General features: G+C 58.0%; 17 protein-coding genes and 1 pseudogene. 6 read left to right on the top strand and 12 right to left on the bottom strand.

Going from position 1 to position 20654, the window contains the following annotated elements; genetic code table 11:
* Positions 1-16: 16 nt before the first annotated feature.
* Positions 17-1254, bottom strand: a pseudogene (locus tag EGH21_RS22810) (RNA-guided endonuclease InsQ/TnpB family protein).
* A gap of 262 nt (positions 1255-1516) precedes the next feature.
* Between EGH21_RS22810 and EGH21_RS22805 the strand changes: the two are divergent.
* Positions 1517-2941: an ATP-binding protein gene (locus EGH21_RS22805; protein ID WP_220620703.1), complete on the top strand. Its 1425-nt coding sequence runs from the start codon at positions 1517-1519 to the stop codon at positions 2939-2941.
* Between the two features lie 1093 nt (positions 2942-4034).
* Here the strand turns inward: EGH21_RS22805 and EGH21_RS22800 are convergent.
* Positions 4035-7724 carry an ATP-binding protein gene (locus tag EGH21_RS22800; RefSeq protein WP_220620702.1) on the bottom strand — a complete coding sequence of 1230 codons (3690 nt, stop codon included), beginning with the start codon at positions 7722-7724 and terminating at the stop codon, positions 4035-4037.
* A 305-nt stretch (positions 7725-8029) separates the two neighbouring features.
* On the opposite strand from EGH21_RS22800, the gene EGH21_RS22795 reads away from it, so the two are divergent.
* A complete protein-coding gene (locus tag EGH21_RS22795) occupies positions 8030-9331 on the top strand; it encodes an RNA-guided endonuclease InsQ/TnpB family protein (protein ID WP_425433329.1) in 1302 nt (433 codons plus the stop codon).
* A 214-nt stretch (positions 9332-9545) separates the two neighbouring features.
* Here the strand turns inward: EGH21_RS22795 and EGH21_RS22790 are convergent, their stop codons facing one another.
* From EGH21_RS22790 to EGH21_RS22765, 6 genes are all read right to left on the bottom strand, one after another.
* Positions 9546-10043, bottom strand: coding sequence for a DUF8154 family protein (locus EGH21_RS22790; RefSeq protein WP_220620701.1), 498 nt, complete (start codon positions 10041-10043; stop codon positions 9546-9548).
* Entirely contained in the window at positions 10036-10716 is a 681-nt protein-coding gene (locus EGH21_RS22785) for a nucleotidyltransferase domain-containing protein (protein ID WP_220620700.1), read from the bottom strand. The genes EGH21_RS22790 and EGH21_RS22785 overlap by 8 nt, the downstream gene beginning before the upstream one ends.
* A gap of 145 nt (positions 10717-10861) precedes the next feature.
* Complete coding sequence (locus tag EGH21_RS22780) at positions 10862-11365, bottom strand: DUF8154 family protein (RefSeq protein WP_236035773.1); 504 nt, start codon at positions 11363-11365, stop codon at positions 10862-10864.
* Positions 11358-11906 (bottom strand): nucleotidyltransferase domain-containing protein, encoded by a 549-nt coding sequence (locus EGH21_RS22775; protein WP_236035772.1) that lies wholly within the window; start codon positions 11904-11906, stop codon positions 11358-11360. The genes EGH21_RS22780 and EGH21_RS22775 overlap by 8 nt, the downstream gene beginning before the upstream one ends.
* A gap of 200 nt (positions 11907-12106) precedes the next feature.
* Positions 12107-12577, bottom strand: coding sequence for a toxin-antitoxin system TumE family protein (locus EGH21_RS22770; protein WP_220620716.1), 471 nt, complete (start codon positions 12575-12577; stop codon positions 12107-12109).
* Positions 12577-13140 carry a DUF7342 family protein gene (locus tag EGH21_RS22765; protein ID WP_220620699.1) on the bottom strand — a complete coding sequence of 188 codons (564 nt, stop codon included), beginning with the start codon at positions 13138-13140 and terminating at the stop codon, positions 12577-12579. Before EGH21_RS22765 ends, EGH21_RS22770 begins: the two co-directional genes overlap by 1 nt.
* Before the next feature lie 250 nt (positions 13141-13390).
* Here EGH21_RS22765 and EGH21_RS22760 point away from each other — a divergent pair, with 250 nt between their 5' ends.
* The 3 genes from EGH21_RS22760 (at position 13391) to EGH21_RS22750 (ending at position 16111) form a co-directional block, all read left to right on the top strand.
* The gene (locus EGH21_RS22760; RefSeq protein WP_220620698.1) at positions 13391-13978 is read left to right on the top strand and encodes a winged helix-turn-helix domain-containing protein; all 588 of its coding nucleotides are present in this window, start codon (positions 13391-13393) and stop codon (positions 13976-13978) included.
* Positions 13979-14005: 27 nt separating this feature from the next.
* Complete coding sequence (locus tag EGH21_RS22755) at positions 14006-14458, top strand: toxin-antitoxin system TumE family protein (RefSeq protein ID WP_425433330.1); 453 nt, start codon at positions 14006-14008, stop codon at positions 14456-14458.
* Positions 14459-15259: 801 nt separating this feature from the next.
* Positions 15260-16111: a DNA-binding protein gene (locus tag EGH21_RS22750; protein WP_220620697.1), complete on the top strand. Its 852-nt coding sequence runs from the start codon at positions 15260-15262 to the stop codon at positions 16109-16111.
* 176 nt (positions 16112-16287) lie between these two features.
* Here EGH21_RS22750 and EGH21_RS22745 read toward each other — a convergent pair whose 3' ends face one another.
* The 3 genes from EGH21_RS22745 to EGH21_RS22735 all read right to left on the bottom strand — a co-directional run bounded on the left by EGH21_RS22745 (position 16288) and on the right by EGH21_RS22735 (position 18520).
* Entirely contained in the window at positions 16288-16704 is a 417-nt protein-coding gene (locus EGH21_RS22745) for an HVO_A0114 family putative DNA-binding protein (RefSeq protein ID WP_220620696.1), read from the bottom strand.
* A 352-nt stretch (positions 16705-17056) separates the two neighbouring features.
* On the bottom strand, positions 17057-18223 hold the full coding sequence (locus tag EGH21_RS22740; RefSeq protein ID WP_220620695.1) for a Fic family protein: 1167 nt from the start codon (positions 18221-18223) through the stop codon (positions 17057-17059).
* A 156-nt stretch (positions 18224-18379) separates the two neighbouring features.
* The gene (locus EGH21_RS22735) at positions 18380-18520 is read right to left on the bottom strand and encodes a hypothetical protein (RefSeq protein ID WP_220620694.1); all 141 of its coding nucleotides are present in this window, start codon (positions 18518-18520) and stop codon (positions 18380-18382) included.
* A gap of 74 nt (positions 18521-18594) precedes the next feature.
* On the opposite strand from EGH21_RS22735, the gene EGH21_RS22730 reads away from it, so the two are divergent.
* Positions 18595-19227: a DUF6735 family protein gene (locus EGH21_RS22730; RefSeq protein ID WP_220620714.1), complete on the top strand. Its 633-nt coding sequence runs from the start codon at positions 18595-18597 to the stop codon at positions 19225-19227.
* Between the two features lie 153 nt (positions 19228-19380).
* On the opposite strand, the gene EGH21_RS22725 is transcribed toward EGH21_RS22730, so the two are convergent.
* Positions 19381-20646 (bottom strand): Fic family protein, encoded by a 1266-nt coding sequence (locus EGH21_RS22725; protein WP_236035770.1) that lies wholly within the window; start codon positions 20644-20646, stop codon positions 19381-19383.
* Positions 20647-20654: the final 8 nt, after the last annotated feature.

Below are 20654 nucleotides of genomic sequence, written 5' to 3'. Positions count from 1 at the left end.
AGCGTGGACTCCTGTTCTAACCCGACAAAGGGGTAGGCGAATACTCGCCATTCACGTTCAACATCCCGCTGTTCAAGCGCACGCCTACGGGTGCGCCTCCACGCCCAGACTTTTGCTGGTCGCGGAGATACTTCAAGCCGATATTCTTCGCGGCGTTATAGTCCGCGTGAACATCGTATCCGCACTTCAGACACGCGAACTCGCCCTGTCCGTTGTTGTGGGGACGATTATCCTCGTGGGTGAACCCACACTTCGAGCAACGCTGACTCGTGTACGCCGGGTTAATCTGCGCCACTTCAACCCCTTCAGACTCGGCCTTGTACGTGACGTACTCGAACAAGCGGTGGAACGCCCACTTGTGAACCGCCTTCGCGTACGGGAGGCGTTCGCGGATGCCTCTGAGTTGCTCAAACACGATATGCGTACAGTCGTTTTCGAGGGCTTCTTCTACGAGTTCGTTCGAGATAGTGTGAAGCAGCTGCTCGAAACGCCCGGTTTGCTTGCGACCGACTCGTTGAACATTCTCGTGTGCCCATCTCGTTCCGGTCTGTTGCAGGTCGCCTCGTCGCTTCTCGTACTCTCGATGCCAGTGGTTGAGTTCGCCGCCGCTCCACAACTTGCCGGTTGAGGTGGTTGCGATGTTTGTGATGCCGAGGTCAACACCAAGGACCGAGACGTGCTTGGCATCGCCTTGTTCGGCATCATCGTTCTCCACGGCGGGCGTTGTCCGCACATGAAGATAGAAACAGTCCTCAACCTCGTCGTAGTGGAGCGTGGCTCCGTTCACGTCGTAGTCGTCGTTGAACAGGTACGCGGAGTGTGGCGTATCACGCTGTTCATCAGGGAGGACAAACTCGGCGGTCACTCTCCCGTCGATGGTGGCGAGTGTGGCGTGATCATCGTTGACCGTGATGGTTCTCGCGTCGTAGCTGGCGAACCGTGACGTGAAGTGTGGTTTCGAGGCTTTCTTGCCTTCCTTCCAGCGTTCGACACAGCCTTCGACGGCTTCTGCGGCGCGGTTCCGTACGGCTTGCACGAGGTTGGCCGGGAGCGGTGAGTCGTCTCGAACGTCGTAGTATGTTAGGTCGTGGAGTTTGGTTTTGCTGGCGATTTTCCAGTCGGGTTCCCAAGCTACGTCTACGACGTAGTTGGCGGCGTTAAGAAAGTGTCAGTTGTCTGGTGGAGAAGAGTAGCGGCACTCTCGTCCACATCGAGTTTGATGGGCACGGTTCGAGTGCTTGAATCCACCACCATCCGTATTTCATGCCTAGATGTCTGTATTTATTACAGTTTGGACTGGCTGGAGTTGAGGAGTCAGCCTGCTATCGAACGTGATTTGTGTAATGGGTTGTCGGCTTCCTCTCGCGCCTGAATACGCGGTTTTCCGCCTTGCAATCATTATGAAGGGCCGAATGATTGACTACCGTATTAGGGATTAGAATATTATAGCTCAAACTATTATAGTCTAGTTCCTAACTTCGGAGTGCATATGTATCTCCCGCCACGACCTGGAGGTATGGACCAGTTCGTCAATCGTATCGATGAACTCGATCGGTTGCAGACCCTCTATGAGAGTGGCACTGCAGAACTCGCAATCATCTATGGGCGCCGCCAGATCGGCAAGAGCGAACTCGTCCGCCAATCGATTGCCGACCGCGACGATGCCGTGTACTATCAGGCAGTCCAAGGGACAGCGACGACACAGCTCAGGCGATTCGTCGAGGCAGCAGCGTCGACCTATCCCGACATCACGGCCGTCAAAGAGGAGTGGGAACCGCTCTTAACGTACCTCACCGACAGAGACGCCGTCATCGTCATCGACGAATTTCCGTACCTCATCGAATCGAACGAGGGACTTCCCTCGGTCATTCAACATCTGTGGGATACAGCTATCGACGAGAGTCAGGCGACGCTCGTACTCACAGGCTCTGCAATCGGCATGATCCATACCCACGTCCTCGATGGCGGTGCGCCACTCTACGGACGGGTGTCCCAGACACCGAATGGCCGCCTCGAACTCACCCAGCTGCCGTTTCGCTCCATCCAAGAGTTCGTGCCGACGTACGATCCCGAAGAACGGGTGTTCGTCTATGGCGTCTTCGGCGGTACACCTCGATATCTCAGCCCGCTCGATCCAGCACAGAGCCTCGGAGAGAACATCACGCGGCTGCTGTGCGACCCAGGTGGCCCACTCCACGACGAGCCCGAAACCGTCCTTCAGATGGAGCTCAACGAGGTGAACACGTATTTTTCGGTTCTGGAGTCGATGGCCAGCGGGAACCGCAGTCGAAACGAGATCGCTCAGGGAGCCGGCATCGAGAGCACCAACACGTCGTACTACTTCGACCGGCTGGAAACCCTCCAGATCATCGAGAAACATCATCCGGCACTCGCCGATCCGGCGCGCAGCAAGCGGACTCGATACAAAATTCGAGATCCCGTATTCCGGTTTTACTTCCGGTATCTCTACGGCCGCGGGGGACAGTACGAACTCTACGGCGAGAACGCCTACGCGGATCTCATCGAACCGGAATTGCCCGACTTCGTCAGCGAAACGTTCGAATCGCTCTGTCACCAGGCGGTGCCGGCGCTCTATGCAGACTACCAGCTCACACAGGTGCCAAGCCAGTGGTGGTACAAGGGCCAGGAAGTAGACGTCGTCGCACCAACTGACGAGTCGACGCTGATCGCTGGCGAAGCGAAATTTACCAACACCCCCCTGGGCTATGACGTGCTCGCGGACCTCGAAGACGACGTGGAGCAAATCGATTGGACACCCACCGGAGGTGGTGAGCAGACGTATGAATTCGCCTTATTCAGCCGCTCCGGGTTCAAACGCTCCGTCGAGGAAGCTGCAGACGAGCGTGATGATCTCCGGCTATTCGATCTCTCCGATATCGTTGCCATTCTCGAGAGTGGAACCACCCATGAACGTGTTTGAGAATCGTGCGGCGCTGTATCCCCTCCCTACTGCGCTACTCGATCGCTTCGCTCCCTGCGTTGCTCCTTGAGGACGGGGACTTAGCGCCTAATTCCAGTTAACGCCGGAGGCTAACAGCTGAGGATGGGGCGCGTTTGACCGTGCCACAAGACAGCCAAGCCGATGCTGCAACCCAGCAGGAGATGCGTGGACCGTATGCGTCTTGAAACCACAGGGCCGCGCTCGGCCTGAAATCCCGTGGTGGGATTCCTGCGTCTTTCAGGGCGCGGAGGAAGTCAATGTCCTCCTTGTTGATTACGGCTACGAATTGTCTCAATGGGATCTACAATTAGAGCAAGCCGAGTGCCTGGGGGCGACCCCGAAGCGGTTCACTCGGTATACGGTGTGCCTCCACCAGAGGCATCGTACTCCCAACGTTGTCGAGAACTTCCGCTAGTAGTATGAGGAAGACTGAAAGTCAAGGCTTGGACGATACGCTCTGTGCGATGTCAGTCGTAACTCACAGAGACGATGGTGAGTGGGCTTGTCGAGGGCGACGGCGTTGTATCTGAATTGGAATGCGGATGTCCTCACAGAGTCTCGATAGTTTCCAAGGATAGGAAAACCCATAGACGCTGCCAAGGTTGGAGTGTGTCTGAGAGGATATAGTCTAGTTTCTGTTTATTTTTGCTGGTGGGCTATTTCGAGTGTGAAACCGTCGACGTCGTCGAGAACGGCTGTGTACGCCGACTATTGCATTTCGACGACGACGTCGCACGGCCACCTGTTCGCTACGCGTTCCCGATTCCATCCGCACTAGTCACGCTTTGGCTCTTACACCAACTCCTAGGCGGGGCAGTTTCCCAAGGTTGGGGTCGACAAACGGTGCATAAGCGCGACTCTTGGGACTGTTCAAGCGAGAAGACAGGCTACCAACGTCACGACAGGGGTTGGAATGGGTAAGTGCAGCAGTCCGAGGTGACTACGTTGGTTGGTGTCGAGAGTTGCTCGAGACGGGACGACTCCGTTCTGTGTCCGAATTAGGTAGTATGTCTACGATAATATAATCGCGTGCATAATCTGGATTCGCAGTAATTTAGAAACCAGTGGCTCCTCACGTAGAGCATTCGTCGACCATATCCCGAACCTGCTCGACAGTGTACATCGCCGTACACCCCGGTGTGTCGATACGGAATTCGCTTGCTGGCGTACTCTCGGAATAGGTCTTCTCGATACGTGGGTCGCCCTCCAATGGGTCGTTTAGCGCACTCAGGACGCGATGGGCTTCAGAGTGAGACATCGTCACCCAGATCGCTTCATCTGGATCACAGGCCGCCATCTTATCGAAGTCTTCGGGGACGGCCCGGCGAAGGTCGTGATTGATGCGCTCGGCTTCGAGCGTGACGACGACGCGGCCCTCGCCGTCGAGGCCGACGGCGTCGATGCGATGGCGGTCGTACTCGCTTGCGGCCTCGGTCAGGTCGTCCTCGTTCCCACCCATGGCACTCGCGGCAGAGACGACGGTCCGGTCACGCTCGTCGAGTTCGAAGTACGGGACGACGTCGACGACCGGCGAGTCATCATCGTTCTGATAGTGGGTTTCAAGATACCGTCGACCGATTTCGACGGCCAGAACGTGCTGGCTCGTCTCCTCTAAGTCACCCTTGCCGTGGCCGTAGTCGACGCCCTTCCGATAGTGCTCGCCGATGAGGCTGCGACCCTCGGGCGTCACAGTATACAGGCGATGAGGGCGGTCCGTATCGTGGCTGAGGATACCGTCGTCGAGGAGGTCCTGAATCGCATCGCTCTCGACATCGAGGTACTCCTGCAGGCGGAGCATGCTGTCGTGTAGGATATCGTACTCCGGTGGGCCATACCGCAGTTGCTGGGCGTTGTACACTGCCTGGACGAACATGAGTTGCACGTCAGAGAATCCGGTCTCTGTGCGCTCCTCGGGCGTGAGTTTGAGATTCACTTCACAGATTGGCACGTCGTCGGAGTCGATCTCTGTGAGTGTGGAGCAACACTCGATAGCCCGGTGCATACCTGTACTATCTGGGTCATAGCGACTCTCACACCCCGTACAGGAGAGACCGTGTATCGAGGCGTCGTAGGTGACCGTCGGTGGCAATCGGTTGGTGTAGGGGAGGGCGCTGTCCACCCGTTGTGGGGACTCGCCGTCCTCGTCCGCTTGATCGTCGACCGTACTCGGCTCGACGAGTTGGAGTGCAGCCGTCTCGCTCATGCGCGAGTTGAGGCGTGCAGTCGCAGCCTCGAAGCCGCGTCGTCGCGGTGGCGTCGTCGCCGCAGGGTGGCCGTTCGGAGGGGTGAGTGAGCGCACCAGAAACGGCCGGGGTTCGTCCTCGTCGAACTGTGCGGGAAGGGAGACGAACCACTGCCCACGCCGGAGAGCACGAAGCCGATTGCCAACCTCTCGAACACTCATCTCGTCGGTCGCCAACCGTCGCGCCAACTCCTCGTCGACGGCGACATTGCCCGCGACGATGGTCGAGACGTTGTTCAGGACCTCGCGGTAGGCCCGCTCGCTCGTTTCCTGTAGTTGGGCCGGGAACTGCATCGCGAGTGTGAGCGCACAGTCGAAACTCCGGGATTGTGAGAGGAGTTCGGAGAGAAGCGAGGAGACAGCGATGCTGGCAGCTTCCTCGACGTAGATGTTGACGAGTGGTCGGTCCTCGGCTTCGTCCGCATCCTCGACAGCAGTATCGGCAGCATCGCCGCTGGCGTCTATGCCAGCCCGCTGGGTGGAAAGCGCACGACGTTTGAGCGCCGACCAGAGGTTCGAGAGAATCAACAGGGCGAGGGCACGCTGTGCCTCGCTCCGTAGCCGGCCCGTATCGAAGATGATGACCACGTCTTCGTCCAGATAGTCGACGAGGTCGAAGTACGGATCATCACTCTCCTCACTCCGGTCGGGGACGTGGTTGAAGATACGTGCGAGCCGGGGATTGACCGGAACCTTCTCGATGCGGTTTGCAACCCCCTGCATGATCTCGTCGAAGGTCCGTGCTCGGTTGGCGACGACGCCGGCGAGCATGCGTTCGAGGTCCGAATCGGAGACCGGCGGTGCCGTATTCCGGTCGTGCATCTCCTGGATCGCCCCGTGGAGATCGCGATGACTGAAGGCGTCCTCGCCGCTGACCGGGTCGAACATCGCCTTCGTCATGTAGCGGATGATGTCCGGCGAGCGAACGGCCTGCTCGAAGCGGTCACGGCCCATGAGCTGGATCAGTATCTCGATGTAGTGATCGACGCGGTCCTCGACGGCCGAGGTGCGCGAAATCCCACGGTCGAGTTCGTCACGGATGTCGAAGAACGAGAAGGCGGGCAACAGCGAAGCGCAGTCGAAGTACAGGACGTTATCGAGGGTCCCGTAGCGCTCGTAGTGCGCTTGCATGTACTCGAGGGGCATTCCATCTCCCTTCGGGTCGATGAGGACGTCAGCGCCGTCTGTGGCCTCGTGGTTATCGAGGATAGCGTTGATGAGACTCGTCGATTTCCCCGACCCCGTCTTCCCGAACCACGCGAGATGGAGTGACTGGAGATCCGGTGGGAGCGATATCGGATCGGGGTCCGGCGTGTTGTCCTGTGTGAGTGGATGGCCAATCGGGATGCCTGCACGCTGATAGCGCGTGAGTTGGCGTTCTGGTGGCGGAGTGAGCGGTTGGCGGTCAGCTGGGGTCGCATCGATACAGCGGCGGCCTGCGGCCGTGAGGCCAGCGCCGTCGAGCAGGCAGAAACTCCCGAGTTCCGTGGCGTCGACGACGATGGCTGGCTGCCGATTGGTCGACCACGGTAACCGGTCTCGCAGGGTGACCGTGTCGGTCTGGAACGTGGCGTCTTCGAGGTCTTGTCTGATTCGGTCGGCCTCCGTGTCAGTAGCGACGCGCCCCTGAATCTCGTAGGTCGTCTGTGAGACGTGGGTGAACGCCGTCGACAGTTCGTCGGCGATACTTTTGGGGGTATGGTCGGTTCTCTTAGAGGGCGACGTCGTTTCGGTCCCGACGACTGCTCGGACGTTGACCGCGAAGGAGTAACGCGGATCTCGCTCGTCGAGTTCGGCGAGTCGCTGTTCGGCTTCTCGTGTGAGCGCGACGTCTTCGTCATCCGGTTGTCCGAAGAGTGCGTTCGTCAGTTTCCCACCGAAGGAATCCTCGCCGGATTCGATATCGAGTTGGCGTTCTCCTAATTCCGGTGACCAGTCGGCTTTCGGCTGTCCGAGTATCTGGACGGCTATCGGAAACGGGCTGTTCGCGATGGTCTCGACGACGCCGGCCAGTGGAACGCGATTCGTATCGGACTCTCCCTCGTAGAAGGACTCGAAAGGCGTGAGACTCGTCTGCCAATCCTTGCGGTGTGTCGTCTGTCGTTCGTACTCGACGGCGGTGTGTGGTGTCTCAGTGGTGTCAGCCGTGGGCGTGGTCACACCCTGTAAGATTCCTGCCCGACTCTCGTGAACGCGCTCGAACTCGTAGGTGTCCGGAAAGAGCGCTCTGAGCGAGCCCTGTAGTGCGTCCACTGTCTCAGGTTGGTCACTTGTGACGTAGTAGGACAGTCCCGCATCGTCGCCGACGAGCAACCACTCGAACGTCGGTGGCTGGGTGCCTTCGCGCAGTCGTGTCAGCCAGCCCGCCTCGGATGAGGTGGAGAGGCGATGCAGTCGGCGGGCCTGTGTCTCGACGACGGCCGGATCGAGTGGGTCGTCGGCTGGCTGTATCCGAATGTAGGTGTGCGTTTCCTCGGCTGGGACTGGTAGGGCGTTGTCTGTCGGTGGGGAACGGGCCATCGATACTGGTTGGTGAGTCGATGCTGGGTACTTGCTTAAGCGCTCGTGTCCGGGCGAAGTGTGGCCCAAGGTTGGAAGTACGGGCGTTCTAGATAGGGTTGGGTCGGTCTGGACAGGGTTGGAAGTATGCGGAGTTGGGACGCAAGAGAGTTAGATTGAATCACACAGATTCGAGGAGGAAGCCTACGGCTTCAGCCGTGGGAGGAATCCGACCAACAGTGAAACAAACCACGAGCGTTAGCCGTCCGACTCTCCCACGTCAGCCGCTTAATTTATAAAGAGATACTGCGAAATGTGAAACACGGGTGGAGGACATAATTCGCACCGTCAAAGTCAAACTTGACGTACCCACAGAGCGGTGCGACGACCTCCAGCAGACCAAAGACCAGTTCCTCCATTGTGCGAACACCACCGCAGAGTGGGCGTGGAGACACCCGAACGACTACTGCGTGACCTCAAAACAAACGGCCGAGAACGCCCTCTACGAGCGACTTCGAGGCGAGACGGAGTTGACAGCGAACCTCGTTCAGAAAGGGATTCGACGCGCTATCGAGGCCATCAAAAGTGGTGTCGCCCGACTCAAGAAAGGAGAGAACACGAGTCAACCGCACTTCGAAGCGTGGAGCGTCGTCTACGACAAGCGCTCAGCGACGTTCCACCGCGACCACGTTTCGCTTTCAACAGTGAACGGTCGTGTCGAGTGTGAGTACGTGCTTCCCGACGAACCCGAGGGGACGCCGATTGGTGAGTACCTGCTGAACGAGGACTACGAGTTCCGTATGTCCACGTTGCAGTACGACCGCTCCACAGGGTCGTTCTATCTCCACGCACGAATGCGCCAAACTGGAAACGACGAGACAGAACAGTCCACGATTACTTCTGACGCCAAGCACAAAACAGTCCTTGGCGTTGACCTGAACGTGGACGGCTCGCTCGCTGTGACTTCGACTGGCGCGTTCATCGGGAACGCTGATGAGATGAATCATCGACGCCGGGAATACGAGAAGACTCGGGGGTCGATGCAACAGACGGGCACGCGGTCGGCACATTTGTCGATTCAGTCACTGAAAGACCGCGAACACCGCTGGATGCAGGACGAACTCCACCGTGTCTCGAACCAGATTCTCGACGAAGCCCGTGACCACGAGTGTACGCATATCGCGTTCGAGAACCTGACCGACATCCGCAAGCGGATGGCTGGTGCGAAACGATTCCACGCATGGGCGTTCCGACGCCTCTACCAGTACGTCGAATACAAAGCCGAGATGTACGGAATCGATGTGAGACAGGTGAGTCCCGCGTACACGTCTCAGCGGTGTTCATCGTGTGGGTTTACACACGAGAACAATCGACGGTCGAAACACCGGTTCGTGTGCCAGAAGTGTGAGTACGAACTGAACGCGGATTACAACGCGAGCAAGAATATTGCTCGTAAACTTCTCAAGGGTCTCCATTCGGGGCAGAAGTCTTCGGGTGGAGGCGCACTCTGTCAGTGTGCGCTAACGTCAGGGACGTTGAACCTGAACGGCGATTTCCACGCCTCCGTCGAATCGACGGCAGAAGGGGAGTCCACTGACAAGCCCACGACTTCAGTCGTGGGTAACTGACAGAGGCTGATGTCGCAGACATTGCCGACCGAATCAATGCAAGTGCACGGGAGCGTATCGAGGACCGGCTGGAGTAGTCTCGACAAATGAAGCTGGTCGTTGATGCCAACGTCGTCATCTCTGCGCTCATCAACCAACAGATCCCCATCCTATTGCATCTCGTGTTGGTTACTGAGAAACGACTACTCTCCCCGACTGTTAGAGACGAATTCGCTTACGTCGTCTCCCCGCAGATACACTCGTGCCCCTGTCGAGACCGTCCAGTAACGTATGCATGAATCTCGGTGGCGAGCTCGTACATCGCTTCAGCACGTGCTGCTGAGGCGAGCCCATCCTGATAATACGTTTTTGCTCGGTGGTCGCGCCAGAGATCTGCGAGATCAGCCGCCATCGATTCACCGAAAACACCGGCCGCTGCCGCTTCCCGGTAGACTCCGGAATGCGTGCCGGGAAGATCGTCCGGCTGCATCGTGCTGCGTTCGAGGAGCCGGAATTCCACGGTTCGTTCGATGGCGACGAACGACGCTTCGATGACGAGTGTGTAGTAGCTGGCCTGTTGCAGTGCCTCGGCGCCGGCAAGCAAGCGACATGCCTTCCGCAACTGAAGGAGGGCGGCATCCTCGACATCGAGCCCGGCTTCGATATCTGTCGGGCGGCGGTCGAACGCGGCTTGCACATTGTCGATGAGTTGTTCGATTCGCGTACTACTCATCTGCGACGACCTCCTTCCGGAGCGAGTCAAGGTGGTCGCTGCCATACACCGTAATGCCCTCAGCGAAGATGTCGCGAAGTTTTGACCCAGCTCTGTGTGCGCTCTCGGCGGATTCGACATACGCCTCGAACGCGAATCGGTCACCGTCGAAGCGGTCGGACTGGAGATCAGCAACGACGTCGGTAATTCGCCGGCGGGCTGTCGTCCGATCACCATCGACGACGACGAAACAATCGATGTCGCTCTGGCGGTCAGCCTCGCCCCGAGCGACGCTCCCAAAGACGACGATACCGAGTAGGTCGTCGACGTCGTCGGTGTCAGTGAGCGTGGCTTGCACGCGATTGACGAATGCCCGGATCGGCGCGTGGAACTCCGACTGCGGAATGGCAAGAATTGGATCGTCTTTCTGGAGTCGGTCTGGGTTGATCGCGATGTAGTTTCGTTGTGGCGTCTCTCGAATTTGGACGGCACCGATACTGTCGAGGAGGTCGACAGCCCGCCACACCGTCGAGCGGGTGACACCCGTGGCGTCGACGAGTTCGGGAATCGTAAACTCCGTGTCGTGAGCGTCGGCGAGCAGTCGGAGGATGTCGTCCGCGGCGCCGATACGGAAGATATCGGTGTCCGCGTCGGGATACGCATCGATGCAGATCGTTATATCTTGTTTCGCCATTTCAGACACTGTCTGATTTTGTGCAACGACATATAAATAGTACGGTGGAGTGAATTCGCGTTTCGGAGGAGTACCACGAGTGGCGAAAAAGAGTCAGCGGATCGAAGTCCTCACAGTTCCGGAGGTCGATGCCCCGCTCGCTCGGTCACTGGTCACAGTTGCAGACGCCGCCTTCGCGGATCTGGTCGGTGACGTGTTGATGGGTTTCGCGGGCCAACCGATGCATCGCTTCGGCCTGTTGCCTCGATGGATGGCGGCCGCCGTAGTAGCTGTCTGTCCGGTTGTCGCCATACAGGTCTTTGAGTTCGCCCGTCAATCCCCGGGTGAAGAGGCCGAACCGAGCCGCCTGATCGTAGCAGCGGTCGTGCGAATCCGTCTGGAAGTCACGTAGCTCGTCGCCGCCCTCCACGATGGCGAACGCCTCCAGCGATTGCTCGATGATGCCGAAACACAGTTCGACGACGGCGGTGTAGTAGCCGTCCTCAATTTCCTCAACGACGGCGAGGAGCCGACATCCCTTGGTGAGTTGAGTCTTCCAGTCAGCATCCGTGTCGATCGCCGATTCTCGAGTCGGAAGGCCGTGGCCCTCCTCGTTAAAGGCGTCGACAGCCGCGTCAAGTGCCTCCCTGACGGCGTTTGGATCACTCATCTACATCACCGTGCAGAACCATTTTGCGGACGGTGTCGAACTCGTCCGTCCGGTGGACGGCGATGCCATCGCGGAGGATTTCTCGTAGGTCTTCTGCGTAGTTCGGAATGGCTTGAAGACCTTCGACGTCTATCTCGAAGGCGTAGCGGTTGCCGTCAAATACGTCCTCTTCGAGGGATTGCCTGACGTGGTTCGCCCGCCGCTGGTTGCCCATCCTGTCTTCGCGCACTAACACCCAGAGGTCGACGTCGCTGCGGCGGTCGGCCTCGCCACGGGCGACGCTCCCATACAGGACAACGGCGAGAACACTATCGAGTTCGTTCAGTATCGCCTCTGTCGCGGCCTGCACCGGATCGTGGAACTCCGACTGCGGAATTTCGAGGTAAGGGTCGGCTGGTCGGATCAACCGGTCGCGGTTGATCTGCACGAGGCGGCGTGTCCCGTCACGTTCCTCAACGACGAGGTCGTTGTTGGAGAGGACATTGATTGTCTTGGTAATCGTCGGCCGCGTGTAATCGACTGCCTCGGCGATGTCCGTCATCGAGAACGACTCGTCGTGGTGACGCGTTAATAAATGGAGGATGTCGTCTGTGGCTTCACCTTTGAATAAGCTACCATCTCGAACGGGTATACCGACCGTTATTTTAGTTCTGTCATCTGAACTACCGTTCGGTATCGTTTTCATTGTAAACACTTCTTTTGCATTTCTATTTAATGTTTATTATGAAATGGGGGTTTAGCTTATCCAATACGATCAGTAAGTCGGTCCAGTACAGTCCAGAGAATCCGCGGTGGTGTGTCCGCCGAGAAGGACACAGACTCGTACTCGTAGGGTTCGTCAGTTGAAGAGCGCTCCTGGTAGTGGAGTTTCCCGTCCACGTGTGGATTCGGTTCCCGGTGCCAGCCACAATCGAATCCGGAATCATCGCTGTAATGAAACGCGTACTCTGGATCCTCTGGTGCTGGCCACCACGCTACGCGGAGTGTCGCTTTGTCCGCATCGACGCCGAGTACTGCCGGATCAAGAATTGCACGGAGTTCACGGTATTTGCCGTCCGGATTTCCAGTCGCTCGTTGCACCGAAGGGTGTCGCTCAAGTTCGCGTTGTAGTTCCCGGAGAATCCGGTGGCGCTCTGCTCCGAGATCGCCCGAGTTGCCACCGTCAGTGGCGATGTCTGTCTTGTGAACGGGAAAGAATCCCGACGGCGGCATCACGCTGTCGCCGTCCGCGTATCGCTGTACTCATCGTACCGCGACAGTGCATCTTCGATAAGGGAGAGACGGTACTCCGTGAGTTCCCAGTCACTCGCAGTGCGTCGCCGCACCCTAGCCTCCTCAGCAGAGGTCTCTTCGCCAGCCGCGGTACTGCGGAGTTCGTCCGGCGAGCGCACGTCGTATTCGTCTTGCCACGACTCGACGTCGGCTTTCAGATCTGCGGCCAGTTTGGTGAGTTCGTCACGATCGTGTTCGGTGACGAGTTCGCGGAGATCACGGGTGCGGACGTACACCGGGTCTGGATAGTACGTGACGGCACTGCCCGTCGTATCCGTGGTGAGGACGTGGAGCTCTACGAGGCTATCTAAGTGCCGACGAGCCGTGTTCTCGGCGACGAGTGCTTCCGCTGCGATCCATCCCGCAGAGCGTGGGTCTGATAGTGAGAGCGCGACAGAGCGAACACGATCGAACGCACTCGTGTGTTCCTTCCAGGCGGCGTCACCCGACGCACCATCCGTGTCGCTGGGAACGTCGGCGTCGTCCTGATCAGTCGGTGTCATGCTAGTCCGTTGGATTTGTAAATGTATAATTGTATCTGTGGGTCAAATTATTCACTTCGTTATCGACGACGGCGGAGAGGGGTGTAGGGACGTTGGGGAGAGCAGTTATCTCGAAAGCTCCCAGAGCCATCGGATCCCTCAACCCGCTGTACGTGGTTCAAAGAGCCCATCCGTCGTCACCGTCCCAAAGAAAAATATAGATATAGCGCACAAAACTATTTTTGCCCCTATCTCGTATCCAGAGACAACAATGGAAAAGGACCGTCTGTGGACGGGCGACGTGAACGAAGCGGTTGTCGAGGAGTGGAAAGACGAAACGTCTCCATTCGAACGCGTCAAAGAGGTCCTGCTCTCGACGACGTCGTTCCACTATGCTGGGACGATTGCTGAACGTGCTCGCGTAAGCGAACCGAGCGCTCGCAAGCATCTCCGAACACTCGCAGACAGCGGCTTTGCAGCAACCGAAAACACGGGCCAGGGAACTCGGTTCAAGCGCTCCAGCGAATCCATCGCGATGGAACGGATAAAGGAACTGCACACCGAGCTCACACGAGATGAGTTGATAGCGGGTATCCAGTCGCTCAAGTCCCAGATACAGGCGTATCAAGACGAGTACGACGTGACCAACCCAGATGACCTCGCACTTGAACTGGAGCCTGCTGACGACGGCTGGGAGATCATCTCACAGTGGCAGGCAATCGAGGAGAATCTCGACCTCGCACAGGCGGCGCTCTCTCTGTATGACTTCGATCCCGACCGTGGAAGTTCTGATGAGGCTGGTTCCAGCGATCGGTCGAAGGGTGCATTCGCCGAAGACATAGACGGACTCTCAGCCTGAGGCATGGACGAAACAGATCGAGAAGGCATTCCTGCGACGGAATTAGCCGGTGCCGTCGGCCCGCCCGACGTGACGATCATGCGGAGGATACGGACGTTCTTTCTCGAAGCGGAGCCACTCGTCGACGCCACCAGTTTCGACAGTGTTCTCCACCCACAAGAACTCACCATTCAGTTCGAGGACGGGATCGGCACAGCGGAGCAGTGTCGACTCGACGTGACGTGGTTTCGGTCTGGTGCGTACCGATTTCACTACGTCGATACCGAGGAGGTAAACTGGCGATTCGATCGCCATCCAAACACGCACTCACCAGCAAAGCACTTTCACGAGCCACCTGTGGCACACTCCGAAACAGCCGTTGCATCCTGTATCACCGTCGAAGAGCCGACCCTCGTTGCCCGTGCTGTTTTGAAGCTCTGGCGTCGCGCCTACGAGATGGACGACCTCGAAGTGCTGAATACGGCATCCGACCCGCCGTAGGACGAAGCGAATGGTGAGGCGAGAGTGAGAGAGGAGATTGCTGGAGTGAGAATTTCGAGTCTGCGTCTTAGTAGAGGCTATCACGCCGTCCTTCACTCGAAGCAGTGGTGTGTCTCAGGGAGACCAGTCGAGCGTTGTGTTGCGTGCAGTTCTGTCGACGACTGTGAAGGAGATACTGAGAGTGTTACAGTGACCTCGAAAGCCCTCGGGCCGTTCGACTCCCACGACTCGCTGCGCGTGGTTCGAGAGAGCAAAGCTCTCTCGTCATCACGAAAGGCGCAATGCGCCTTTCGAACGACTTCGCTCACGCCGTTCGCTGCAGTGCTTGTGCTTTGAAAATCGCTGGCCGCGATTTTCAGCATCCCGCAAGAGCACCGCGCTCTTGCGAGGACGTCGTCGGGGTTCCTCGAGCGGCCCTCGCCCTTTCAGTCCACCAGGAAGCGGTTGGATGGGTCTATGGGTGGCCCGCCCCGCTCGCCCGGCCGACGCCCGCACCACTCACAGCGAACGCCGTTCGCTGTTCGTTCCTCGCTCGCCCTTTCGGGACGCCAGCATCAAGTGCGGTTTCGGTCTTCGTGCCTCAGACCGGAAACCGACTTGAAACTGGCCGCTCGGGCGGCCTGGCCGGTCGCGCGGTTCTGGATGTGCCTGTCGAAGGCGCGCGCTGCCCGCGCCCTGTCGGGCGCGTGAAGGCGCGGACAGCGCGCGAGGATGTCGGTGTCGTCGAGGTGTGATGAGAGCCACGGCTGGAGAGTCGTGGAAGGTAGAAGACGCTGAGTAGGCGCCTTCAGGTTAACTGCAATGAGTATAGAGAATTCAATCGGATATGAAGGTTGGCACGAGGAACAGCGCGTTGAACAGAAAGCCGTCGTCGACGAGACGCCGGAGCTGCGGCGGTCGGTCGAACAAGAGATACAGGGCACCGTCGATACGAACCACTACGAGGCGGCTGGACGGGGCCTCACCCTGGAGGGGGAGGAGCGGTTGAAGGCACGCGAGTGGGAGATTTCGCGAACCCGAACCCGGTGGGACTGCAGAGCGGACTCGGACCGAGAGGCACGGACGAGGGCCGTGGTCGAACGGAAGAACGAAGCGCGACGTCGGCGATTCGAGGAGCGAGCGGCGAGCGTGGATAAGTGGGCGGACTCAAAGCGGGTGGACCCACGAAGCGAACTCTCTCGGGCGGAGTTGGCGAGCGTGAATCAGCAGGCGTGGCGGATACACGAACGGGTCCGGACGGGAACGACGACGGCGGCGCTCTCGAAGCGCGTGGCCCAGAAGATGGCAGACGGTGCGGATATCGTGGATGCGTCGGTCTTGGTGACCGAAGAAGAGTGGCTCGCACCGGGGATGGTCGTCCCGATCGGGAAACTGGCGGCGACGAATCGAAGCGAGGTGTGTATCGAAGGGCGGGTCACGGTGCTCTGGGAGCCGACGACGCCGACCATCTCTCAGGTGGGCCTCATCGAAGACGAGACGGGGACGACGAAGTTCACGGCCTGGACGAAGTCGGACATGAAACTGGTTCGAGAAGGCGAGTGGGTGCGGTTCCGTGGGGTCGCAAAGAGCTGGTACGAAGGGCGCGTCTCGGTGGCACTGACGGGCTGGAGCAGGGTCGAGTTCCCCGAACGCGAGCGCAGCGAGCGGTTGTAGACCGAGCGGGCGGTCTTTTTTTGTTGACGCCCGTTGCCTCCCCAGCCGTCGTCCTCGCTTCGCTCGGACGCCCCTCGCGCGTTCTCGGCGCGGGAGCGCCGGTTCATCGCGCGCCATTTCCGGAGAGAAGCGGCACTGCACCACCTGATGGTCGATACATGTACCAGTGATACGCATCACGCACTGGCCGGGGCGCCGTCGGTGTCGAGGTCATCAACGAGTGGATAGTCGATATGCATCTCGATACGGTCGAACGGAACAACAGGTTGTATTGCTCCGCCAGAGCCGCCCTCTTCGAGCTTGAGAATGCCGATTACCTCCAGCTGCTTTAGATCCGAGTGAACATCGGAGACATCTCGATCAACGAGCCGTGCAGCCTCACGCATACTTTCTGGCTCGTGTTCTGCGATCGCCTGGACGAGCTCGAGGCGGAGTGGGGTGAGACTATCGACGAGATCGTCGTAACTTCCGAACTGCAAGGTTACTGTCTCATCAGAGTCATCGAGCGTATCGTCTTCTCCTGCCTGGACGAAATCTAACGCGTCATTCCGGAGCTGTTCGCGGTCGCCAACGGTGATGTGGAGCGTGGTCATGGTCAGTTGAGGTGGTTTGGTTGGTCAGTACGGTCGGTCTGGTCCGGCGTCAACGGCGTCCCAGTACTCATCGGCACTAGCCCAGAACTCTACAGGCGGGGCAGGCCGAGTGCCTCGGGTCGTTCGAGAGAGCGAAAGGTTCTCTGGTGATGACGAGACAACGTCGCCGTCTCGAACTACGTGACCCAGAGACAGTTCACTAGGTGTTGGTTCTCTCCCCAACAGGGTAAGCGTGTTGGGTACGAAGCCAACACGACTGACAGTGAGATGTGACGATAGGTTGGCACCAGTACATACTCACGGTATCGAGGGACGGGAGACAGACAACCGCTGAATCCTGAACAGCAAGAACTCAGTACGTTTGGGGTGGGCGTTCAAGAATATCGAAAATCTCCTTTGCACGGTACTCCTTGTTGCGCTTCTTGCCCGTGACCTCTTCCAGTATACCTTCGTCCACCAGGGCGGCAATCGCACGGTATGCCGTTGAGCGCTCAATATCGAGCCGATTCGCGACGGTTTTAGTCGTCACGTAGGGTTGCTCGAAGAGAGTACACGCTAAACGGTTTTTCGCGTACTGGACACCTCCAAATTCGCTCTCATAACGGCGGCGAAGTGTATCCAGTGCTAGCGTCCGATCGACAGATTCCTCGGCTTGCTGTGCAATTCCTTTGAGGAAAAACGACAGCCATGCTTCCCAGTCGCCGTGGGTGCGAACTGCCTCCATTCGGTCGACGTAACTCGCCTTGTTCCGATTGAAGTACTCGCTGAGATAGAGGTTCGGTCGTTCGAGAAGCCCGGCGTCGTACAGTTGGAGTGTAATAAGGAGCCGACCGAGTCGTCCGTTCCCATCGCCGTACGGATGGATCGTTTCAAACTGATAGTGGAACAGTGCGATATCTAGGAGCGTGTGATAGCTACCGCCAGTCCGATAGTACGTCACCAGAGCGTCCATGAGCCCTTCGATCTCTCCTGGTACTGGTGGCAGAAAGTCTCCAAGGTGGTTAGGGACCGTCTTATACGCACCAATTGTCTCGGTATCGAGGCGGTCATCCGGAACGTCCGTGAGTAGTGTCTCGTGAAGCCCGTGAAGAAGCGACACGGAGATTTCTCCACCGCTATCGAGTTTGTCAATGCCGTCTTCGATAGCCTGCTCGTAGTTGAGGACTTCCTGTGTGTCCTTCGTGTCGGATTCACTGGGAGCTGGTTCGGTAGTCTCATCAAGACTGCGGTTTTCGAGGCTATAGAGCGCGTTGTAATCGATATTGGCACCCTCTATTTCGGCAGATTCCATTGCTTCTTTCCGGAGGAGCGAAGTGTAGAGGACGGGCGGAAAATCAAGTTCGAGGCTGACGCCGCTGAGCTTGCCCAGCCAGAATGTAGCGTCAGCCAACAAATCATAAAAGTCGGCATCTAATGTAAGCTCCCGCGAGGGCGGGAGTGGATCAGGTCTGTAGTACGACTCTCTGCCGTATGAAATGAGTTCGCCGGGTGCGGTATCTTCTATCTCGATTCCTCTCATGCACGCGACGACGACTATGTCCCCCAGAATATTGAATTTAGTGTGTCTGAATGCAAGTACTGGCTCTTAGTGGGGAACATTGTTGCATTTCGATTTACTCTATGCAACAAGACGCTACGCCGAGTGAAGAGCAAATTCGGCAGCTCGTAGGCCCACCTATTCGTTCTCGATTGCCGCGTATATGTCAGCATAGCGGCGGCCGTCAAGTTTCCCCATCTCGAGGGCGATCTCGTGGCGTTCCTCGTCGCTCTCGGCCGACTGATACCGCTCGTACAGCCTCCGAATCTCTTCGCACATACGTATCGGATGCGACTCGACGCACGTATTTTGTGCCCCTGACGGGTGCGGGGCACACATCCCGCATGACCGAAATGGGACACAGAGCACTCATCGCGTACGAACGACCAGATAGCCTGTACAACTGCCACTACTCTCACTGGGGCGCCTGCAATCTTCGTCTGAAGCGGGACATCACGCCCGAGAGGCCCTTCGGTGGGGATCGAGACAACGAAGCTGCTCGTTGCCTCTTTGACGCACTCGCAGAGGCCACTACGGACGAAACGGTGAACAGGGTGCTTAAGGAGACGGCTGCTCCACAGTCACAGGTCGACCAGCATCCACTCGTCATCGGGACGACGATCGAGACGATCATCACCGAACATCTCGATTACCTGCACCACGAAGCGTTCTACGTCGTCGACGCCGAGTTCGAGATAACGGCGTATCGAACCCACTGGTTCGGGCTCCAGTACGACTCTCGAACGATCGAGCACGCACCGACCGTCGGGAACGGCGCACTCAGGACTGTCCGGTGGTACGACGGCGAGCCAGTGGGCGATGGCTTCGCACAGGGCGAGTTCCGAGCGCTGAAAGCCGTCGTCGGTGAAATGGTCGACCAAGGCGTCTTCTCGCCGGCGGAAGCGGTGGAGTACATGTGCAAGAAACTCGACGCCTGGGCTGGCACTCGTGACGAGATTCTGGTCCGGACGCCGGTGGAGAGGTGACTTGTGACATCACCCTGAAGACCGAGGATTCCCGAGGTTGGGAGAACTAGCGGAGGAGGGAAGGCCGGGGAATCAGACTTTCTCACGCCTCGCCGTCGGGTACCGACCACGTCTGTTCGGAGGGTCGACACCTACTGTCCAGCTGTGAGTAGCTCAACGCTCGGGCAGTTTCCACGTCTGCTCAAGATCCACGAATTCGCTTTGATTCGGAAGGGTATTCGCAGGCCGCTCAACGATATCCATGATTTCTGTTGCCCTGAATACTCGATTCTGGTCGTTGCCGGTTATCTCTTCAATGACGCCGTCTGATTCGAGTGTTTCAACGGCGTTATTCGCAGTCTGGTACACAACACCGAGCCGTTCGCTGGCCTCCCGGACAGTAAAATACGGATCCTCGAACAGTGCGAGTGAGAGCCAACGGACAGATTTCGCTTTGTCCGCATATCGGGACTCGTACTCTTTCCGTTTATCAACGAGGAGCCTCGCACGGACGAACGCCTCTTCCGCCTGCTCGCGAATGCCCCGGAGGAAGAACTGGAGCCACTCGTCCCACGCGCCCTCTTCGCTCACGGCTAACAGTCGGTCGGCGTAGTCAGTCCGATGGCGTTCGATGTACGAACTCAAGTAGAGCATTGGATAGTGGAGTAGCCCACTCGAGACGAGCATGAGCACGACGAGCAGTCGACCAACTCGTCCATTGCCATCTTTGAACGGATGAATCGTCTCGAACTGGTAGTGAGCGATTGCGATGTCGATTAGATCCGGCCAGTCAGACCCCAACTGGATGAACCGCTCCAGGTCGTCCACCAGCCCCGGAACCATTTCTGGCTTCGGCGGAACGAACCGAATTTGATTCCCGAGGCCGTGTGGCCCCTCCTCTTCGATTATAGCGTACCCTGGCCGAAATTCACCAGGTAATGGGTCGTCCCCATCTGATCGTCCCTTGATCAGTAGCTGCTCGTGGAGCGACTTGATCAGCTCCGTCGTGATACTCTGTCGTTCGATACCGGCGGTTTGGAGAAACGAGATAGCATCGTCTAGTGCCGTAATATAGTTGCGAGCTTCTCTGATATCGGCTTCGTGGTCACTCTCAACCGTCTCTCGAATCAGACGTTCATCAACGTCGTATCGATAGAGGTCAGATACAGTCACTGCTGTCCCTTCGACCTGAGACGACTGCTCTGCCTCCTTATAAACAAACGAACTGAACACAGCGCCAGGATTGTCGATTTCACTTCCGAGCCCTTCTAGCCGACCGAGGGCCCACATCGCTCTGGACACTTCTGCGATGACATCAGCAGACAGTTCGAGTGTCGGTGGGAGTTTGTTCGGAAAGTATGCCTTCGGGAGACGTTCGTCGGTCCGAAGCGGCATATATTGACCTGGCGCATCTGGAGCGAGGTCGTATCCGTCTTTCATTACGGGTC

Source organism: Haloarcula rubra, assembly GCF_019599465.1.
Lineage (GTDB): Archaea > Halobacteriota > Halobacteria > Halobacteriales > Haloarculaceae > Haloarcula > Haloarcula rubra.
The sequence above is the reverse complement of the archived record's forward strand: the minus strand, read 5'-3'. Positions and strand labels throughout refer to the sequence as shown.